11 protein-coding genes are annotated in these 20,939 nt (G+C 71.7%); 3 read left to right on the forward strand and 8 right to left on the reverse strand.

Annotation, left to right across the window (positions count from 1 at the left end):
• The first annotated feature begins 65 nt into the window (after positions 1–65).
• The 3 genes from D0Z06_RS04670 to D0Z06_RS04685 all read left to right on the forward strand — a co-directional run bounded on the left by D0Z06_RS04670 (position 66) and on the right by D0Z06_RS04685 (position 3,583).
• Positions 66–1,091: a 6-phosphofructokinase gene (locus D0Z06_RS04670; RefSeq protein WP_117376219.1), complete on the forward strand. Its 1,026-nt coding sequence runs from the start codon at positions 66–68 to the stop codon at positions 1,089–1,091.
• Positions 1,092–1,119: 28 nt separating this feature from the next.
• A complete protein-coding gene (locus D0Z06_RS04675) occupies positions 1,120–2,457 on the forward strand; it encodes a class II 3-deoxy-7-phosphoheptulonate synthase (protein WP_117376220.1) in 1,338 nt (445 codons plus the stop codon).
• A gap of 124 nt (positions 2,458–2,581) precedes the next feature.
• Entirely contained in the window at positions 2,582–3,583 is a 1,002-nt protein-coding gene (locus D0Z06_RS04685; RefSeq protein ID WP_117376221.1) for a threonine aldolase family protein, read from the forward strand.
• A 45-nt stretch (positions 3,584–3,628) separates the two neighbouring features.
• Here D0Z06_RS04685 and D0Z06_RS04690 read toward each other — a convergent pair whose 3' ends face one another.
• The 8 genes from D0Z06_RS04690 to D0Z06_RS04725 form a co-directional block, all read right to left on the reverse strand.
• Positions 3,629–4,771, reverse strand: a complete 1,143-nt coding sequence (locus D0Z06_RS04690) for a sulfotransferase family protein (RefSeq protein ID WP_199522127.1) — start codon at positions 4,769–4,771, stop codon at positions 3,629–3,631.
• 25 nt (positions 4,772–4,796) lie between these two features.
• A complete protein-coding gene (locus tag D0Z06_RS04695) occupies positions 4,797–5,552 on the reverse strand; it encodes a 4'-phosphopantetheinyl transferase family protein (RefSeq protein WP_117376222.1) in 756 nt (251 codons plus the stop codon).
• Complete coding sequence (locus tag D0Z06_RS04700; protein ID WP_117376223.1) at positions 5,539–6,747, reverse strand: glycosyltransferase; 1,209 nt, start codon at positions 6,745–6,747, stop codon at positions 5,539–5,541. Before D0Z06_RS04700 ends, D0Z06_RS04695 begins: the two co-directional genes overlap by 14 nt.
• Before the next feature lie 24 nt (positions 6,748–6,771).
• Positions 6,772–7,980: a thioester reductase domain-containing protein gene (locus D0Z06_RS04705; RefSeq protein ID WP_158579884.1), complete on the reverse strand. Its 1,209-nt coding sequence runs from the start codon at positions 7,978–7,980 to the stop codon at positions 6,772–6,774.
• Positions 7,981–8,216: 236 nt separating this feature from the next.
• Positions 8,217–15,980 (reverse strand): type I polyketide synthase, encoded by a 7,764-nt coding sequence (locus D0Z06_RS04710; protein WP_117376225.1) that lies wholly within the window; start codon positions 15,978–15,980, stop codon positions 8,217–8,219.
• Between the two features lie 525 nt (positions 15,981–16,505).
• On the reverse strand, positions 16,506–18,905 hold the full coding sequence (locus tag D0Z06_RS04715; protein WP_117376226.1) for an ABC transporter permease: 2,400 nt from the start codon (positions 18,903–18,905) through the stop codon (positions 16,506–16,508).
• Positions 18,905–19,741, reverse strand: a complete 837-nt coding sequence (locus D0Z06_RS04720; protein WP_199522128.1) for an ABC transporter ATP-binding protein — start codon at positions 19,739–19,741, stop codon at positions 18,905–18,907. Before D0Z06_RS04720 ends, D0Z06_RS04715 begins: the two co-directional genes overlap by 1 nt.
• Positions 19,742–20,029: 288 nt before the next feature.
• The gene (locus D0Z06_RS04725) at positions 20,030–20,935 is read right to left on the reverse strand and encodes a deoxyribonuclease IV (RefSeq protein ID WP_117376227.1); all 906 of its coding nucleotides are present in this window, start codon (positions 20,933–20,935) and stop codon (positions 20,030–20,032) included.
• Positions 20,936–20,939 lie beyond the last annotated feature (4 nt).

A 20,939-nucleotide genomic window follows, 5' to 3' on the forward strand; every position in this document is an offset into this window, starting at 1 on the left:
CGGGGCTGCGGCATCATGACGCGTGCCAACCGCCCACTGGCCACGGACCTTCCCGGAGGACGCACATGCGCATCGGCATCCTGACCGGCGGCGGCGACTGCCCCGGGCTCAACGCGGTGATCCGCGCCGTGGTCCGCAAGGGCGTCACCCACCACGGTGACGAGCTGGTCGGCTTCCGGGACGGCTGGCGCGGGGTGCTGGAGGCCGACACGCACGCCCTCGACCTCGCGGCGGTCCGCGGCATCCTGCCGCGCGGCGGCACCATGCTCGGCACCTCGCGCACCAACCCCTACGCCATCGAGGGAGGTGCCGACCGTGTCCTGGCCACGCTGGAGCGGCTCGGGATCGAGGCGCTGATCCCCATCGGCGGCGAGGACACCCTCGGGGTGGCCACCCGGCTGGCCGAGGCCGGCGTCCGGGTCGTCGGCGTGCCGAAGACGATCGACAACGACCTCGACGCCACCGACTACACCTTCGGCTTCGACACCGCGGTCGGTGTGGCCATGGAGGCCATCGACCGGCTGCACACCACCGGCGACAGCCACCACCGCACGCTCGTCGTCGAGGTGATGGGCCGGCACGCCGGCTGGATCGCGCTGCACGCCGGGATGGCCGGCGGGGCCAACGTCGTCCTCATCCCCGAGCAGCCCTTCGACGTCGACGCCGTCGTGACGCACTGCCAGCACCGCTTCGAGTCGGGGTTCTCGCCGATCGTCGTGGTGTCGGAGGGCGCCGCCCCGAAGGGCGGGGAGCTGGCGCTCCAGACGGGGGAGACGGACGCCTTCGGGCACGTCCGGCTGGGCGGGATCGGGATCGCGCTGGCCTCCCTCATCGAGGAGCGCACCGGGCGGGAGGCCCGCGCCGTGGTCCTCGGGCACCTGCAGCGCGGGGGCACGCCGTCCCACTTCGACCGGGTGCTGGCCACCCGCTTCGGCCTGGCCGCCATCGACGCCGTCCACGACGGCGAGTCGGGGGTCATGGTCGCTCTGCGGGGCACCGACATCGTGCGGGTGCCGCTGTCGGCGGCCACCGCCCGGCTCAAGCTGGTCCCCGTGGACCGGTACGCGGAGGTGGAGGTCTTCTTCGGCTGACCGGGAGCCCGCCGTACCCTTGGCAGACGTGAGCCTCAGCGATCCCGCCCAGCTGGTCGACGGCCTGGACCGGTGGCGGGACCTGCCCGCCGCCCAGCAGCCGCAGTGGCCCGACCGCGCCGCGCTCGACACCGTCCTGGCCACGCTGTCGTCGGTGCCGCCCATCGTCGCCGCCAGCGAGGTGGACGAGCTGCGCACCCGGCTGGCGCTGGTGGCGCAGGGCAAGGCGTTCCTGCTCCAGGGCGGCGACTGCGCCGAGACCTTCGACGAGAACACCGACGCGCACCTGCAGAGCACCACGCGGACGCTGCTGCAGATGGCCGTCGTCCTCACCTACGGCGCGAGCGTGCCGGTGGTGAAGGTCGGTCGGGTGGCCGGGCAGTACGCCAAGCCCCGCTCGTCGGACACCGACGCCCTCGGCCTGCCGTCCTACCGCGGCGACATGGTCAACTCGATCGAGCCGGTGCTGGAGAAGCGGATCCCCGACCCCAACCGGCTGATCCGCGCCTACGCCAACGCCGCGGCGGCCATGAACATGATCCGCGCCTACGCCCGGGGCGGGCTGGCCGACCTGCACGCCGTGCACGACTGGAACAAGGACTTCGTCGCCACCTCGCCGGCCGGCGTGCGCTACGAGGTGATCGCCCGGGAGATCGACCGGGCGCTGGCGTTCATGAAGGCCTGCGGCGTGGACGACACCGCCCTGCGCGGGGTGGAGCTCTACAACTCGCACGAGGCGCTCGTGCTCGACTACGAGCGGGCCCTGCTGCGGGTCGACGGCGCGCGGGCCTTCGCCTCCTCGGCGCACTTCGTGTGGATCGGCGAGCGCACCCGGCAGCTCGACGGTGCGCACGTGGAGTTCATGTCCCGCATCGCCAACCCGATCGGCGTCAAGATCGGCCCGACGACGACGCCGGAGCAGGCCGTCGAGCTCGTCGAGCGGCTCGACCCCGACGGGGTGCCCGGCCGGATGACCCTCATCAGCCGCATGGGCAACGGGAAGATCCGCGACGTGCTGCCGGCGATCGTGGAGAAGGTCACCGCCAGCGGGCACCAGGTCGTCTGGCAGTGCGACCCGATGCACGGCAACACCCACGAGTCGCCCACCGGCTACAAGACCCGGCACTTCGACCGGATCGTCGACGAGGTCCTCGGCTTCTTCGACGTGCACCGGGCCCTGGGCACCTGGCCCGGCGGCATCCACGTCGAGCTCACCGGCGAGGACGTCACCGAGTGCCTCGGCGGGGCGATGGAGATCAGCGACGAGGACCTCGACAGCCGCTACGAGACCGCCTGCGACCCCCGGCTGAACACCGGCCAGTCGCTGGAGCTGGCCTTCCTGGTCGCCGAGATGCTGCGTGGCTGAAGAAGGACCCCGGGAAGGACCCCGTCCTCCCCACCGCTCGCCCGCTCGCGGCGGTGCCCGGGACGGGGCCGGCGACCCCTCGCAGGCTCGGGACGAGCCTCGGGACGGGACCGGAGAGGCCGCTGTGATCGACCTCCGCTCCGACACCGTCACCCGCCCCACCCCCGGCATGCGCCGGGCGATGGCCGAGGCCTGCGTGGGGGACGACGTCTACGGCGAGGACCCGTCGGTCCGGGCGCTGGAGGAGCGGGTCGCCGACCTCATGGGCCACGAGGCGGCGCTGTTCGTGCCGTCGGGGACCATGGGCAACCAGATCGGCATGCGCCTGGTCTGCGAGCCCGGCCAGGAGGTGCTCTGCGACGCCGACGCGCACGTGGTCACCTACGAGATGGGCGCCGCGGCCGCGGTCTTCGGCATCTCCACCCGCACCGTCGTGTCCGGCACCGGCCGGCTCGACGTGGACGCGCTCATCGCGCAGGTGCGCCCGCGCGGTGACTGGCACCTGACCGCCACCGCCGCGGTCGCGGTGGAGAACACGCACAACCGGGGCGGTGGGCTGGTGCAGCCGCTGGGGGAGCTGCAGCGGCTCTGGGAGTGGTCGCGGGGCGCCGGGGTAGCGGTGCACCTCGACGGCGCGCGGGTCTGGAACGCCGCGGTCGCCGCCGGGGTCGACCCGGCCACCTACGGGCGGCTGGCCGACACCGCCTCGGTGTGCCTGTCGAAGGGGCTCGGTGCGCCGGTCGGCTCGGTGCTGGTCGCCTCCGCCGAGCGCATCGCGGTCGCCCGGCTGTGGCGCAAGCGGCTCGGTGGGGGCATGCGGCAGGCCGGGGTGCTGGCCGCCGCGGGGCTCCACGCCCTCGACCACCACCTCGGGCGGCTGGCCGAGGACCACGCGCACGCCCGGCTGCTCGCCGAGCGGCTCGGCGTCGACCCGGCCGGCGTGGAGACCAACATCGTGCGCATCGACGGCGTCAACGCGCCCGTGGTGGCCGAGGCCGCCAAGGCCCGGGGCGTCCTGGTCAGCCAGGTGGCCCCGACCCGGCTGCGGCTGGTCACCCACCTCGACGTGGACCGCGCCGGGGTCGAGCGCGCCGCGCAGGTCCTGGCGGAGCTGCTCGACCGCTGAGGGGTGGGGCGTGCCGTGCGGGGTCGGGCACCGTCGCCCTCACCGTCAGCCGGCGGCGTATCCCCACTCCTCGAAGTTCCGCCGCCAGGCGCGTCCGACATCGCGGCGCAGGGACGACGACAGCTCCGGGTAGGTGTTCTTCCGATAGCCGACGATGGAGTCGACGTAGCGCTGCAGGGGGGGCTGCACCGCGCCGAAGCCGGGTATGCCGAGGGTGTCGTAGATCCGCTCCACCTGCCCTACCGGGTCCTTCTCGAGTTCCTCGAAGCACACCTCGTGGTACCTGCCCTCGGGGATCAGCGAACGCTCCTCGAAGAACGCGTCGTACATGATCCTGAAACGCTCGATGACCACATCGCGGATGCGGCGCACGTCGAAGTGCTGGAGGCCCATCGTGCGGAGGCTCACCTGGTTCTGCCGCTGCGTGGACTGGAAGACCACGTAGGGATCGCGGTGGATGTGCACGAAGCGCGCGTCGGGGAACGTGTCGAGGAGCAGCCTGATGCGGCCGGTGTGAGGCGGTGACTTGAGCAGGAGCGGGCGACCGTGCTTCCACGTCAGCTTCCGGTAGAAGAGCGTCAGTGCCTCCGTCCACTCGGCGACTTCTCGCTCGGGAACCCCTCGAAACGTCAGGTACCGGTGGTACTGCGCGGCGTCCCGCGGGAACACCCAGGTCAGGAACGGTGAACGCAGCGTGCCGCAGGTCGCGAACTCGTCCTCGAAGGGGACGTCGGCACCGAGGGGTACCTCATCCATGATGCGGGTCCTCGGAGAGGCGAACAGGAGCCTGGAATACCGTTCGGTGGTCAGGAACGTATGGGGGTTGAGCACCTGGTAGACGTTCGGGTAGGCGAACTGCGTGTCGGTGGCCAGCAGGTTGTGCAAGTGTGTCGTCCCGCTGCGCCAGTGCCCGAGGATGAAGAGCGGGGGATGGATCCGGACGTCGGCCAGCTCGGGCCCGTAGACCCTCGTCTCGTGCCCAGCGACGACCGAGTTCAGGACGCCCGCGCCGGCCATGAACGCCGCGCGTGGCCAGTACGCCGGAGCGACCGCGAAGCGGTGCTTCCGCAGCAGGCGCACGTACTCGCCGAGCGTCATGCCGTACAGGCTGGTGAAGAACCAGCTGGCCAGGAAGACCCGCAGGGCCTCGACCGGACCCGACCGGCCGCCACCGGAAGCCACCGTCACGTCGGTCCTCCGCATCATCCGTGGGTCAGAGCCACTCCGGCCACTGCACGCAGGTCACCGGCAGTGCCTGGTCCCCCTCGTTGGCGAGTGCAGCCACGTAGCCGGGCACCGGCGCCAGGTCCTGGAGCCACCAGCGGGAGGAGTGCCGTGGATCGCCGTCGACGGTCGGCCTGCGCGCCGGTTCGTACGGTGGCAGCGAGACGTCGACGCGGTCCGGCGATCGCGACAGGCCTGCTCCGCAGGCCTTCAGGAAGGCCTCCTTGCGGGTCCAGCCGCGGAAGAAGGCTGCCTGCCGCTGCTCGGGAGCGAGGGTCTGGAAGGCCGCGTGCTCGCGGGGCGAGAGGACCCGCCCGGCCAGGGACGTCACGCTCGCGAGGTCGCGGATCCGTTCGACGTCGATGCCGATCCGCCGGCCGCACGTGACGGCACAGAGGACCAGCCCGAGCGAGTGCGACACGCTGAACTCCACGTCGCCGGCCTGTGACGCCGACAGCGCCGGCTTCCCGGTCCCGCCGGAGTGCACCTGCAGGTGGTGAGGGGGGATCGTCAGGTACGACGCCAGGATCATGCGGACGACACCGCGTCCGACGACGAACCACCTGCGATCTCGCTCGAAGCAGAACTGCGCCGCTCGGCGGCGTTCCGAATCCGACAGGACGCGCAGCGAGCGCTCGAGGTGGCGTGCGGGCGGATCCAGCGACGCGCGCCAGACGTGTACCGCGCCCCGAGGGAGCCGGGGACGTGGAGAGGGGAAGTCCCACGCGGCCTCACGCGGTGCCATGACCGACCGCTCGGGGCTCGACGACGCTGGCCGTTCCGTCCGGGTGGACGCGGAACCGCCGGCCCCGCCACACGATCTCGTCCGTGACCAGGCTGTGCAGGAACAACGGGAACCGCAGCAGCTCCTGGACCAGGACGACCCAGAGGAAGCGTACGAGCTTCTCGTTGCGTGCCAGGCCCGTGTTGACGGCCACCGCCGAGACCGACGGCACGGCGAGGGCCACGAGGACCGAGGTCAGGGCGACCGGGACGTCACTGCCCCGGAACAGGGTGACGGCCAGGAGCAGGAGGCTCCACAGGAGGACGAGGTCCACCAGGTGCATCAGCAGGTAGTGGACCGGCCAGTAGTGGCGGATGATCACCAGCCAGCGGTGCCGGTGCGACCACCAGCCCGGGAAGCTGTCGTGAGGGTGGATGACCAGTGCCGGCTGCCTGAGCAGGTGGATCCGGTACCCGCGACGCCGGATCACCCGGGCGAGCTGGATGTCGTCGGCGATGTGCCATCCGAGTCGCTCGATCCCGCCGACCTCCCGCAGAACCGATCGTCGGGTGACCATCGTGGTCCCGATGGCGCCGTCGAAGAGCCCGAAGCGGTGCAACGTCGCGATCCGGAGCACGAGCTCGTTGACCGACGTGCTGGTGAGCGCTGCCGGCCAGTCCTCGGAGCCGGTGTACGCCGGCGGACCGAAGGCGATGCCGAGCGAGGGATCGCCCATGCACGCCACGGTGTCGCGGAGGAACGTGGGCGGGACACGGGCGTCGGAGTCGCTGAAGACGATCACGTCGTAGGAGCTGGCTGCGACCCCGGCCGTCATGTTCTTGAGCTTGCCGAAGGACCGTGAGTCCGCGGAGTCGCTGAAGACCAGCCTGATCCGCTCGTCCGGGTGCTCCTCCATGAGCCGGCGGATGACGGGGACGACCGGATCGGACACCTCCTCGACGCAGAACAGGAGCTCGTACGCGGCGCCGTACTCCTGCCGGCAGAAGCTGGCGAAGTTCTCGTAGGCCGACTGGTCGACACCCTTGGTGGGCTTCACGACCGAGACCTCGGGCTCGTGCGTCGTCCGCCGTGGCGACGGGTCACGGCCGGCGAGATAGGTCCACGTGCAGAGGTGCATGACGAGGGTCCACAGCACGGAACTGCCGATGATGGCGAGCAACGTGCCGTAGAGCACGTCCACGACGAGCACCCGCACAGGAGCCTCCGACCGAGCTCGGGATCAATCCGGCCGGTCGACGAGCGGTCGTCGACCGACGTGCGCCGGGGGGTGGAGGAAGCCGGTGCGGACGAAGTACGACAGGTAGCGTGCGAGCACGTCCCCGTCGACCTGGGGACAGGTGATCGTGGTGCCGGCGAGCCCGTCCCGTGCGTGCCGGTCGTCGAACGTCACCGACCGCGCTGCGTACTGGGCCGCCATGACGCGTCCGACCCGGTCCACCGTGCCCCGGACCTCCGGTCTCACCCGGTCCAGCCCTCGCGGACGGTCGTCCGGGGTCGCCGAGAAGAGCGGCAGGAGGTGGGACGCCCCGACTGCCTTGGCACGCCCCGCAGGGCTCAGCAGCGTGGTCCGCCACCGGTCGTAGGGGAGCAGCCGGACCGGGAAACCGGACGAACGGATCCACCGGGCGAGCTCCCGGAGGTGCACCGGCCGGGAGTTGACGAGGTGGAACACGCCCCCGAGCGCCTGGTCGGACAGCGACAGGTGGACCATCGCCCGGCTGACGTAGTCGACCGGCGTCATGTCGATCGCCCCGTCCAGGTCCGGAGCTGTGCCCAGCTCGACCCAGCTGGTGAGCAGCCGGGGCAGGAAGTCGTCGGTGTTCCACGCGCCGGTCCGGCTGTGCCCGGTGATGATGCCCGGTCGGTACACGGCCACGGGGAGGCCCCGGGAGCGGGCGACGGCCACCAGCTTCTCCGCGACCCACTTGCTCTGCGTGTACCCCCCGAAGAGGACCCCGCCGTGGTCGAGGCTGTCCTGCTCCCGGACGACCGTGCCTCCGGGATCGTCCGCCAGGGGGAAGACGGCGAGGGAGGAGACGACGTGCACCGGCTTGACCCGGCCGGAACAGGCCAGGCGCAGCACCTCCTGCGTCCCCGCCACGTTCGCGGGCTTCAGCCGGGTGTAGGACGAGATCCAGTTGACCGCCGCACCGTTGTGGTAGATCGCGTCGACGCGCGACGAGAGGGCATCGAACCGCTCCGGTGTCAGGCCGAGCAGCGGCCTCGACAGATCGCCGACGACGGGGACGACGCGCGATCGGCGATCCCCCCGATCGGGCACGTAGGACGCGAGGTTCTGCTCGATCCTCCGTCGCGCCTCCTCGGGGGTCGCGGCCCGGACCAGGCAGTGGATGACCGCGTCCGTCCGCTCGAGCAGTTCGTGCAGCAGGAAGGCTCCCAGGAAGCCCGTCGCACCGGTCAGGAACACGTGACCCCGGCCGGCCGGCCGGGCGACGGGCGGACCGCCCGGTCGGATGGCCGGATCGAGGTCCACCTCAGCGCTCAGGTCCGACACCGGAGCCGCGAACTGGTCGAGAGCGCTCCGGTGCGGCACGTCCGCGGGCGAAGGCGTCGTGCCCCCCCGGGCCCTCCGCGCGAGCAGTCTCACGAGCAGCGCCCGCTTCTCCGCCGAGGACAGGGACGACAGGTCCGGAGGCGTCCGGCTCACGGGTTCGCCTCCTCGCTGACCTCCCCGGCCACCATCTCCTGCAGCAGGGCCGACACCTCCTCGTCGGAGAGCTGCGACACGTCGTCCACCACCTGCGCCGGGTCGTCCTGGTCGCTCGGCGCCGTCACCGGGGCCGCCGCGTCTCCGCTCAACTGCTCGATCACCAAGGCCGACAGGCCGGCGATGCTGAGACCCTCCATGAACTTCATGGTCGGCACCTCCACCCCCACCATGGCCTGGATCTGGTTGCCGATCTCCACGGCCATGAGGGAGTCGAGCCCCAGGTTGAGCAACGACTGCTCCACGTCGAGCTTCTCCGGTGACATGCCGAGCACCCGTGCCAGCTGGTCCCGGATGTGCATCGACAGCAACGGTTGCCGCTCGGCCGGGTCCGCGGCCAGGACCGCATCGATCAGCGACGCAGCGGTCCCTTCCCCGTCGTCCCCCGGCGTGGTCTCCACCAGATGGGCGAAGCGCGGCGTCACCCGGATCAGGTGCACCTTCGCCAGCCGGGGCCAGTCGATGTGCCCCACGCCGACCTGCACGGCGTCGTGGCGGAGGAGTTCTCCCAGGATCCCCAGGAGCTGGTGGGCGGGCAGGGATCTCACGCCGACGTGGTCGAGCTTCTGACCGATCTCCGGGTTCTCGGCGACGTACCCGACCTCGGAGACCGCACCCCAGTTCACGGTGAGCGCCGGCAGCCGCTGGAGCCTGCGGTGGTGTGCGAGAGCGTCGAGGAAGGCGTTCGCCGCCACGTAGTTGCCCTGGCCGGGATTGCCGATCATCGACGTCATCGAGGAGAAGGACACGAAGAAGTCGAGGGGATCGGCGAGGGTCTGCGCGTGGAGGTTCCAGGCGCCGAGCACCTTGGGCGCCATCACCGTGCGCAGGCGCCGTTCGTCCAGCTGCGGCAGCAGCGCGTCGTCCAGCACCATGGCCGCGTGGACGATGCCGCGCAGCGGGGGCATCGACCGGCGGATCCCGGCCAGCAGCGTGGCGACCTGGGACTCCTCCGTCACGTCCACCGCGGCGACGACCACGTCCACGCCGGACTCGCGCAGGGCCGTCACCGCCGCCTCGGCCGCGGTCGACGACAGACCGCTGCGGCCCACGAGCACGAGATGGCCCGCACCGTGCTCCGCCAGCCACCGTGCGACCGCCAGACCGAAGCCACCCAGGCCGCCGGTGACGAGGTAGGAGCCGTCCCCCCGCAACGCCAGGGCGCCCTCCGGTCGGGGGGTCACCACGACGTCCTCGTGCATGGACACCACGACCTTGCCGGTGTGCCTGGCCTGCGCCATGTGCCGGAAGGCGTTCACGGTGTCCGGGACGGGGAAGACGCGGTGGGGCAGCGGGTGGAGTGAGCCGTCGACGAAGCCCTGCATGATGTCGTGCAGGAAGGAGCGCACGAGTTCGGGCCGCTGCGCGCACAGCTTGTCCAGGTCGACGGCGAACAGCGACAGGTTGTTGCCGAACGGCCGCAGGCCGAGCTTGCTGTCCTCGTAGATGTCGCGCTTGCCGATCTCGATGAACCGTCCGTACGCGCCCAGGACGGACAGGCTCTTCGGGATCGCCTCGCCCGCCAACGAGTTCAGGACGATGTCGACACCTCGGCCGCCGGTGATCTGCTCCACCTCGTCGGCGAAGGCGAGGGACCGTGAGTCCATCACGTGCTGCACGCCCATCGCCCGGAGCAGGTCGCGCTTGCCCGGGGTCCCGGCGGTGGCGAAGACCTCGGCACCGGCCCGCTGGGCCAGTTGGATCGCCGCCAGTCCCACCCCGCCCGCGGCGGCGTGGATCAGCACCCGATCACCGGCCTGCATGCGGCCCAGGTGGTGCAGGGAGTAGTACGCGGTGAGAAAGGTGATCGGGATCGTGGCGGCTTCCTCGAACCCGATGTGGGCCGGTTTGGGGACCACGAACCGTGCCTCGATGGTCAGGTGGGTCCGCAGCGCCCCGGGGGCGGACGTGATCACCGGGTCGCCCACCTCGAGCCCCTCCACGCCCGGGCCGACAGCGCGGATGACCCCCGAGCACTCCATCCCGAGCGCGTTGCCGGTGTACCCGCCTTCCAGTGCCTGCTCCGGCAGCAGCCCCAGGGCGATCATGACGTCCTTGAAGTTGAGGCCGACCGCGTGCACCTCGATCTCGACCTCACCGGTGCCCGGCTCGCGGCGCGGGGCTTCCAGGAACGTCAGGTGATCGAGGACGCCGGGCCGGGCGGTCTCGACCTGGAAGGACGGTCGTGATCCCTGCCGGACGACGTCCGCGCGCCGGCCGGCCACCGTGGCGAGCGCGACGTTGCGCAGCCTGTGGACGTAGCGGGCTTCTCCGCGCAGCGCGATCTCGTCCTCGGCGTCCGGCGCCCGCAGCTCCTCGGCGAACGACCGGATCTCCTCGGGGGAGGCGGTCGGGCCGAGGTCGACCAGGGTGCAGCGGAGCTGCGGGAACTCGTTGACGATGACCCTGCCCAACCCCCACAGGGGTGCTTGGGCGACCGAGACCGCTCGGGTCGACCGGTCCGCGACCTGCGCCCCCTGCGTGACCAGCCAGAGCCGTGGGCTCTCGTCCCCGTCCGCGCCGGCGAGGACCTGGGCCAGGTGCAGCGCGCTGGTGCTGCCCAGGCGTTGCGCCGACTCGAGCGCGGCCGTGCTGGTCTGCTCAGGTGCTGGGGCGTCGAGGCTCCACAGGTGGACCACGCCCCGGCACGGTTCGCCACAGGCGAAGGCGTCCTCGACGAGCCGCCGCATGTCATCGATCCGGGCCGGCGGCACCTCGAAGCGGTCAGCGGAGAGGCGCCGGTAGGTCTCACCGGCCGATGCCAGGATCGGTGTCGCTCCGGAGCGCCTGAGGTGATCGGCCAGCCGGAGTCCGGTGCCCCCGTCGTCGGCGAGGACCAGCCAGCGTCCCGGCTCCTGGGCAGGGGGACCGGCCGCCTCGCCGTCCGCGGACGACTGCTCGACGACGGGCCCTCGCGCCAGCAGGACGGAGTGCACGGCCCGGTCGGCGGGTTCGGTGTCGGTCAGCCAGGCCACGTCCGTGAAGCCGGCGTCGTGGAGGACCCGTTGCCATGCCTCCTGCGAGATCCACGGGTCGGATCCGCGGAGGCCGACGTCCTCGAACAGCCACCAGCCCTCGAGCAGGCCGAACATCAAGGTGGCCGAGCGGGGCGTCCTGGTCCCCTCCAGGAGCAGCAGCAGCCCCTCGGAGGCCAGCAGCGCCGTGACGTTGGCCAGCGTGCGGCGCAGGTCGCGGGTGGCGTGCAGGACGTCCGATGCGAGCACCAGGTCGAAGGAATGCGCCTCGAACCCCTGTGCCACCGGGTCCTCCTCGATGTCGAGGACCTGGTACTGGACGAAGGGGTGCGCGCGGAACTTCTGCTCGGCGTGCGCCAGGAGGAACTGCGTCAGGTCGGTGAAGACGTAGGTCGTCCGATCGGCCGGGACCCTCCGCAGGACGTAGGAGGTCATCCCGCCGGTGCCGCCGCCGATCTCCAGGATGCGGACGGTGCGGCCTTCCGGCAGGCGTTCCAGCGCGTGCGCGACGGCCTCCTGCGACAACAGGTTGTAGATCCGGTACGTCGGTGCGTCCTGGTACAGGTGCTCCGACGTGGTCAGCGATCCCTGGGGGAAGATGAGCTGAAGGGGGTCGACGTCACCACGGAGCACCTCGGCCAGCGAGTCGCCGCACTGGCGGATGAGCGTGAGTTCTGCCTGGTAGGCCGGGAACCGCGTCCACAGCGCCCTCCAGATCTCCTCCGGATCGGTGACGTCGGGAACGCGGGCCACCCGCCACCGGTCGTCGGCGTGCTCGAGCACGCCGTCCTCCGCCAGGATGCCGAGCAGCCGGTCGAAGAGCCGCCGGTGCTGCGGCGCGACGCCGAGCCGGTCGGCGAGCGAGTCCGCCGTGGAACGCCGGCCCACGGCGGGCCGCCAACCGAGTCGTCGGAACGCTCGGAGGATGTACGCCCGGGCCAGGTCGCTGTCCTGCGGCTCGAGCTCCTCGTAGTACCGCCGGCGCTCGAGCAGCGCGGCCAGGCGGTCCGCTCGCGGCCGGAGCCGATCGGCCATCGCGGAGGGGGAGGGGAGGTAGTCGGGTGGGCGGCGCGCGTCCCCGTGCTCGGAGCGCGGCTTCAGCCTCCACTGGTACTCGTACAGGTGGTCGTCACACCGCTCGGCACCGCGTCCGACCGGCCGGCACACGAACCCCCGGACCTCGGCCTGGACGGTCCCGGCCTCGTCGAGCAGCTGCAGGTCGCCCTCGAGCCGTGAGGCACCGTCCTCGACCAGCCGCGCGTGGACGTGGACCCGGCGACCGGGGCGGTCGAACACGCGGACCCTGGCGATGTGGACCGGCAGGTAGGCACCCGCCGCACCGGTCCGCCCCGTCCCCCTCGACGCGATGGCTCCCAGCAGCACCTGGAACGCGGCGTCGAGGATCGTCGGGTGCACCTCGTAGTCGTCGAAGTCGTCCTCCGCTGCACCCTGCAGCTCGACCAGTCCCAGCGCCTCGCCCTCGCCGATCCAGAGGCGTTCGATGCCCTGGAAGCGGGGGCCGTACTGCATGCCCGCGGCGGAGAAGAGCCGGTAGACGTCGCTCTTGGCGATCTCGCGGCCGCACCGGTCGCGGAGCGCCTCCAACGGCACGCCCCCGGGCGCCTCGCCGTCGGGACGGCCGAGCTTGCCGGTCGCGTGCCGCACCCAGTCGTGGTCCGTCCCGTCGGCGCGGCTGTAGATGTCGAAGGACGGCCGGCTCGGATCGCGGACCAGTTGCACCGCGAGCGGTTCCCCGTCGGACAGGAACAGGGCCCGCTGCAGCGCGATGTCCTCCGCGACGTACGGGCGGTGCCCGGAGCCCTCCCGGGCGGCCGCGAGGGCCATCTCCACGTATCCCGCAGCGGGGAAGACGACCGTGTCCTGGATGCGGTGGTCCGCCAGGTAGGGGAGTGCTCCCGTGTCGAGCTCCGCGTGCCAGACGGGGTGGGCGGCCTCCAACGGGTTGCCCAGCAGGGGATGCCGCTTCGTGCCCAGCCGCTCGCGCCGGGCCCGGTCCGACTCGTGCCAGCAGCGCTCCCGCTGCCAGGGGTAGGACGGGAGGCGGACCAGGCGGCCGCCCTCGGGGTACTGCCGCTGCCAGTCGATCGGGTACCCGGAGGTGTACAGCCTGCCGAGCGTGCCGAGCAGCTGAGCCCGTTCCGGTTCCCCGCGCCTCAGCGACGGCAGCGCGGTTCCCTCCCGCTTCGCCTCCGCGATGCACCTGGCGATCGACGTGGCCAGCACCGGGTGCGCGCTGATCTCGAGGAACAGACCGTGCTTCGCCTCGAGGAGCGCCGCCATGGCGGCCGCGAAGCGCACCGGCTCGCGCATGTTGCCCCACCAGTAGGCGGCATCGAGCTCGGGACCTCCGACCGCACGGCCCGCGGCGGTGGAGAACAACGGGGTCGTGGCCGGCCGAGGGCGCAGGTCCTGCAGCGAGGCCAGCAGTTCCGGGCGGAGCGGGTCCATCCGGGGGCTGTGGTACGGCACGTCCACCGGCAGGAAGCTGCAGAAGGTCGGCGTCGACTGCAGGGACGCCGCGATCTCCTCGAGCGCCGCGGCATCGCCGGACAGCGTGACGTCGCTGGGGCTGTTGACCGCCGCGATCGACAGGCGGTCCTCACGGCCGGCCAGCAGGTGCTCGGCCTCCTCGACCGGCAGCCCGACGGCCAGCATCTTCCCCTGCCCGGTGGTCTGCTGCTGCAGGCGGCTGCGGTGGAAGATCAGCCGCACGGCGTCCTCGAGGTCCAGCGCACCCGCCACGTGCGCAGCGGCGACCTCTCCGACGCTGTGCCCGACGATCGCCGCCGGTTCGACGCCCCAGGATCGCCAGAGCGTCGCCAGCGCCACCTGGAGGGCGAACGTGGCCGGCTGCGCGACGTGGGCCTCGTGCATGCGCGAGCGCGTCTCCGCAGCGGTCAGCTCGTCCCACAGGGACCACGGGGCGTGCCGGCGCAGCAGCGCATCGCACTGCTCGATCACCTGGCGGAAGACGGGCTCGTCGTCGAGCAGTTGCCGCCCCATGGCCCACCACTGCGGACCCATGCCGGAGAAGACGAAGGCCACCGTCTGCGAGCGGCTCGCGACACCCCGCCCGGAGGACGTGGTCGGTCGTGCCTGCCCCGCCGCGAACGCTGCCAGCCGTTCGACCAGTTCCTCCGCGGACCGGGCGACGACGGCGAGACGATGGTCGTGGTGCCCCCGCCGCAGGCTCGTGGTGTAGCCCACGTCGTGGGCCGCCACGTCTCCGGCCGAGGCCCGGTCCGTCAGGAACGACACCAAGGACCGTGCTCGCGCCTCCAACGCCTCGGGGCCCCGCGCGGACAGCGGCACGAGCACCGCGCGATCAGGTCGTGTGCCGTCGTCCGGCCGGTCGTCGCCGCGTGGGGGAGCCGATCCGAGGATGACGTGGGCATTGGTACCGCCGAATCCGAACGAGTTCACCCCGGCCAGACGCGGCGCCGTGCCGGTGTCCGGCCACGGCTCGACGGTCCGGGGGACGCGCAGCCGCAGGGCGTCGAAGGGGATGTCGGGGTTCGGCGTGTCGAAGTGGAGGTTCGGCGGGATCTGCCCGTGCTCGAGACCCAGCGTCGCCTTGATGAGCCCGGCGACACCGGACGCGGCCTCGAGATGACCGATGTTGGTCTTCACCGAGCCGACGATGCACGGGGCCTGCATCGGACGATCACGGCCGAGGACCGCGCCGATCGCCTTCAGCTCGATCGGGTCCCCGACCGGTGTGCCGGTGCCGTGGGCCTCGACGTACTGGACCTGCCGCGGCGCGACCCCGGCCTGGCGGTAGGCCTCGCGCAGCATCGACTCCTGGGCGGCGCCGTTGGGCAACGAGATGCCGGCGGTGCGGCCGTCCTGGTTCACCGCGGTGCCGTGGACGACGGCGTGGATCGGATCACCGTCGGCCAGTGCTCGGGACACCGGCTTCAGGACGACCACACCGGCGCCCTCCGAGCGGACGTACCCGTTGGCACTCGCATCGAAGCTCTTGCACCGGCCGTCGGGGGCCAGCATGGACGCCTTGCTGAACCCGATGGTCCCTTCCGGCCTGAGGATCAGGTTCACGCCACCGGTCAGCGCCATGTCGCACTCGCCGGTCCAGATGCTCCGGCACGCCATGTGCGTGGCGACGAGCGACGAGGAGCAGGCGGTGTCGACCGCCAGGCTGGGTCCGTGCAGGTCGAAGAGGTAGGACAGGCGGTTGGCGGCGATGCAGAGCGCCAGCCCCAGGTTCGTGTAGGCGTTGATCGAACGGCGCTCGACCGTGCTGGTCTGGATCCCGCCGTAATCGAGGGTCGCGATGCCGATGAAGACGCCGGTGTTCGTCCCGGCGAGCCGCTCCGGCGCGATCCCGGCGTCCTCGACCGCCTCGTAGGCGACCTCCATCAGCACGCGCTGCTGGGGATCCGCGCGCGTCGCCTCACGGGGGGACATGCCGAAGAAGGAGGCGTCGAACTCGTCGACCCCGCGGATGAACCCGCCCCTGGCGGCATACGTCTTCCCGGGCCGGGCCGGATCGGGATCGTAGAACGCGCGGGGGTGCCAGCGATCCGCCGGCACTTCGGTGATGGCGTCGACGCCGTCGGTCAGCAGGCGCCAGAACTGTGCCGGGTCGTCCGCTCCGCCTGGCAGCCGACAGCCGATCCCGATGATCGCGATCGGTTCCGTCCGATGACCGGGGAGGAGTGCTGTGGCGTGCTCGGGCTGGCTCATCCGTCATTCCCTCGATGCGAGCCGGCGTGTCCCACCGCCGACGGGGACGGGTTGTTCGGCTGGGCGGTTCACGAACCGCGCTGTCGGGGTGACCATCCGAACCCGTCGCGGGGCAGGCCGGGCCGGGGAGCCGTGACAGTGATCGAGGCCCCGGGCTTCCTCGGCCGTGCCGTGGTTCCGCGGCGGGGGTGGACGAGTTCGGCGGTCAGGACCGGAACGTGCGAGAGGGCCTCGTGAACCGCGACGTGGAGGGGGCCCGTGCCGTGGCGGTGGTCCGCCGGCGTGCCCGAGCACGCGCCGGGGTGGCGCTGCGCGAATGGGTCTGCTGGAGAGTTCGGTGAGCCAGGTGCCCCGGCGAGATCACCTGGCAGCGATTGGCCGGATCGACGTCGTCAAGTCCGCTTCATCGTCCCCACCCCATCAGAGGAGGTCCGCCGATGCCCGCCCACCGTTCCGTCGTGACGTGCTGCTGTCAATGGAAAGCGTCACGGGTGCGGAGCCGTGGGACACCGTGCCTCGTCGGGTTCATTCGTAGCCCAGCACCTCGCGCACGCTCAGGCGTGCGGCGTTCCACGCCGGCAGGAGGCTGGCCAGCGCGGCGAGGACGCCGACCAGCACCAACCAGAACAGCGCGCCGTCCAGCGAGAACGTGTAGCTCAGCGGCGCGCGGGTGAACTCCTCGCCCACGACGTCGCTCAGCGCCGTGCTGATCGGCAGCGCCAGTGCAGCCCCCACGGGAGCACTGAGCAGGCCGATGAGGACGCCCTCGACCACGAAGATCCGCAGCACCCCACCGTCCGACGCGCCGATGGCGCGCATGACACCGATCTCCCGGGCGCGCTCGTGGACGTTCATGCTCATCGTGCCCATCAGGCTCAGGGCACCGACGACCGCCAGCAACGTCGCCAGGATCGACAGGAAGATCGTCAGCACGTCGAACTGGGACTCGATCGCCTCGTTGTTCGCGGCGGTCGTCCTGATCGACGTCGTCCCCAGCCCGCTCTCGTCGAACCGGTCCTGCAGCGCGGTCGCGACGGACGCCTGGAAGTCGGCATCGTGCCGCGTGGTGCCGACGCGCAGGCTGCTGTCGATCTCCGACGGAGGGACGACGCTCGAGAGGTCGCCGAGGTCGACGTAACCCGTCCCGATGCGGATGAACGTCGCGGACAGCGTCGTCTGCGCGATGCCGACGACCTCCCAGGTCGTCTCGCGCCGCTCGATCCGCAGCGTGACCTCGTCGCCCACGCCGATGCCCGGTGCGTTCTCGAGGACGTCGGTGTCGAGCACGATCGCCCGCTCGTCGTCCGGGTGCAGCCAACGCCCTTCCAGGATGACGGGGCGGAGCAGGTCGGTACCGGCAGGCGGCGCATCGAGCTCGAAGCTGGAGCCCTCGCTACCGCTCGGACGTACCTGCCGCGCGGTACTGCTGCCCCAGCTCTCCGCTGCCGCGACGCCCGGTACCCCCATGGCCGTGCGCTCGATCGACTCGGTGTCGTAGGCAGCGTCGAAATCCACGCTGATGTCGTAGTTCAGGTACGAGGTCGACTCGTCGAGCGTGGTGAGCAGGGAGGCGCGGACGCTGAAGACGGCGATGAAGACCGCGCCGCCCAGCGTGAGGGTCGCGATCGTGAGGGCCAGCCGTGTCTTGCGCCGGAGGGTGTTCCGCAGGGAGAGCAGCAAGGGACGCGACAGGCCGCGTACCCGCTGGACCACCCGGTCGACGCGGCTCCGGCCGAACTGGCCGCCTCCCACGCCGTGGAAGGCGAGTGCTTCCCGCACGGTGATGCGGACGCCGGAGACGACCGGGTACAACGCCGCGACCAGTGGCACCAGCAGACCGACGGCGATCTCGAGCGCGAGCACCTGCACGGGCACGCGGAAGCCGGTGGCATCGAAGTTGATCAGGCTCGCGAGGTACCGGGAGATCGCGTACGCGGCGATCGCGGCCAGCGGGATCGCGATGCAGAGCGCGATCAGGCCGAGGATCAGCACCAGACCGAGGTAGAGCCGCACGAGCTGGCCGTTGCGTGCCCCGATCGACTTCATCATGCCGATCTGGCGCACCTGCTGCACCAGCAGTGCCGAGATCGTGTTGACGACCAGGAAGCCGCTGAGGACGAGCGAGAGCAGCGCGAGCGTACCGAGGACGACGACCATCGGCTGCAGGACGTCGTCGGCGGCGAACGTCCCCGGCTCGGGGATCCACATCCAGTCGACGGTCCGCCCGCTCTGCTCGACCTCGTCCCTCACCCGGTCGATCACCGCCTGGACGTGCTGCTCGTCGGCGGTGTCCCCGTCGACGAGCAGGTGCAGGGTGTTGAAGGAGCGCGGATAGCCGAGCCACTCGAGCGTGTCGAAGGTGATGTAGCCGTACGGTGTCCCGGAGAACGAGGCCGGCACCTTGTTCAGGTCGTGCGCGAGGCCGGCGATGCGCAGGTCCCGCTCCGTGCCGTCGGACGGTCGGAGCACGAGGGAGTCGCCGACCTCCGCACCGGTCAGCCCGATGGCGGCCCGCTCGACGAGCAGTTCCTGCTCCGGCGGTGGCCAGGCGCCCTCCTCCGGTCGGACCCTGTTGAGCCGGATGTCGTCGAAGTCGTCGATCGCCTCGAGCCGCAGGTTGCGCCACTCGTCCGGTCCGGTCCTGAGGCGCACGACGAAGCTGAAGCGGCCCTCCGCTTCGCTCACGTCCGGCATGTCCTGCACCGAGCGGACCAGTTCCTCGTCGAAGGGTGCGGTGAAGAGGATCGCACTGCTGGGGTCGATCGCGGCGTAGTCGGCGGACAGGTCGCGGGACATCAGCACCCACGTACCGGCGGTCGTACCGACGGCGAAGACGCCGACGGCGATCGACAGCGCGACCAGGGACGTGCGCGTCTTGTTGCCCCCGATGTCGCGTGCGATCTTGCGCCAGCGGGGGCGGATCATCAGTCGCTGCCGACCAGGGACGGCCGCTGGTTCGTCACCTCGTCCACCACTGCTCCGTCGCGGAGGACGACAGCGCGCGTGACCTGGCGCGCCAGATCCGCGTCGTGCGTCACCATCAGGATCGTCTTGCCGGTGTCCACCAGGTCCGTGAACAGGCGGAACACTGCTGCGGCGGTCTGCGAGTCGAGGTTCCCGGTCGGCTCGTCGGCGAGGAGGATCGGTGGGTCGTTGGCCAGCGCCCGGGCGATCGCCACCCGCTGCTGCTGGCCGCCGGACAGCGCCGTGGGGAGCTTGGCGGCATGGTCGGCCAGTTCGACCTGCACCAGCAGGTCCAGCGCCCGTTCGCGCCGTTCCCGCGACGGGTACGTGTGGCAGAAGTCCATCGGCAGCATGACGTTCTCGAGCACCGTGAGCGTGGGCAGCAGTTGGAAGAACTGGAAGATGACACCGAGCGTCCGCCCACGCCAGGGAGCGATCCGACGCTCGCGAAGAGAATGCACGGCCGTGCCGTCGACGAATACTTCTCCTGACGTCGGACGATCGATCCCGGCGATGATGTTGAGAAGTGTCGACTTGCCGCTGCCGGATTTGCCGATCACGGCCACGAATTCACCGGAATCGATCCGAAGACTCACGCCGTCGAGGGCGGTGAACGCCCCGGCTGCGCTTTCGTAGCGCTTCACGGCCTGCCGGACCTCGATCAGACGCGCGAGATCCGAGGACCGGTGACGCCCCTCCGACACACCCATGTGAGCCACCCAGCACGATCTGCTGCCACTCTGCTGCGATGTGGATCCACCGGCGTCATCGACCGGGACATCCGGCGTCAGGATCACGTGAATTGTTCTGCGGAAGCGTCAGCACCGTAGCACGGGAATATCCGTCAACGGCGTCAGCGGTGCACGGTGAGTGGGGGGCGGCGCGGACGGTGCGGCCCCGTGCCCGGCGTCGAGCCGCGGTGCCACTGGCTACGGGCCGCCCGGGTGCGGGGGAGGTGCGGGCCCCCGCCGCGCTCGGCACAGCGGGGACGTGGCCGGCCCGGACAGCCGGCACGGCTCGGGTTCGACGAGCGGGCACCCGTGCGGGGCACAGGACGGACGCGGCGATCGTCGGAGGGGCCGAGCTCAGGCGGCGGCGTCCTCCGCCCCGGGCGGCAGCAGGGAGGTCAGCAGCGCGATGTCGGCGGCGTGCCCGCCCCAGGGGACGCCGCCCCGCTCGCTCGGCGTCTCCACCACCACCGGGACGCCGGCCGTCGTGCGGTGGGCGAGCAGCTCGGCGAACGGCCCCAGGCCGTACGCCGCGCCGCCGATGCTGCCGGCGCCGATGGTCGTGTGCCGGTCGCGCCGCGAGCCGCAGCCGTCGAGCGAGTCGTTGGCGTGCACCAGCCCCAGCCGGCCCGGGCCGACCGCCGCCTCGAGCGCGTCGAGGGTCGCGGCCATCCCGCCGGGGACGGCGAGGTCGTGGCCGGCCGCCCAGGCGTGGCAGGTGTCGAAGCAGACGCCGACCTGCGGGTGGTGCTCCAGGGCGGCGAGGTAGGGGCCGAGGTCCTCGACGGTGGCGGCCAGCGAGCGCCCGCCGCCGGCGGTCGGCTCGACGAGCAGCCGCGGCCCGTCCTCCGGCGCGGCCTCGAGCACCGGCAGCAGCCGCTCGTGCAGCTGGCGGAGGGCGTCGTCGTAGCGGTCCTCGCCGACCGCCGAGCCGGCGTGCACCACCACGCCGCGGCAGCCGAGCTCCGCGCCGCGGGCCAGATTGTGCGCTATCGCGGCGATCGACCGCGCGACGGTCGCCTCCGACGGGGACCCCACGTTGACCAGGAACGGCGTGTGGACGAACGACGGGACGCCGCGCTCGGCGCAGCCCTCGACGAAGCGGGCGTCCTGGCGGGGGTCGCCGGCGGTCAGCCGCCAGCCGCGGGGGTTGCCGACGAAGACCTGGACCGCCCGGGCGCCGACCGCGTCGGTGTAGGCGAGGCCGCCGGTGGCCAGGCCGCCCGCGACCTGGACGTGCGCGCCGATGGGTGGGGTGCGCACCGAC

Origin of the sequence: Geodermatophilus marinus (genome assembly GCF_003428645.1) — a bacterium.
GTDB lineage: Bacteria > Actinomycetota > Actinomycetes > Mycobacteriales > Geodermatophilaceae > Geodermatophilus.

Coding starts and splice junctions, on each gene's coding strand:
- D0Z06_RS04715 (WP_117376226.1), bottom strand. CDS start 18,905: ATGATCCGCCCCCGCTGGCGCAAGATCGCACGCGACATCGGGGGCAAC.
- D0Z06_RS04670 (WP_117376219.1), top strand. CDS start 66: ATGCGCATCGGCATCCTGACCGGCGGCGGCGACTGCCCCGGGCTCAAC.
- D0Z06_RS04695 (WP_117376222.1), bottom strand. CDS start 5,552: ATGGCACCGCGTGAGGCCGCGTGGGACTTCCCCTCTCCACGTCCCCGG.
- D0Z06_RS04710 (WP_117376225.1), bottom strand. CDS start 15,980: ATGAGCCAGCCCGAGCACGCCACAGCACTCCTCCCCGGTCATCGGACG.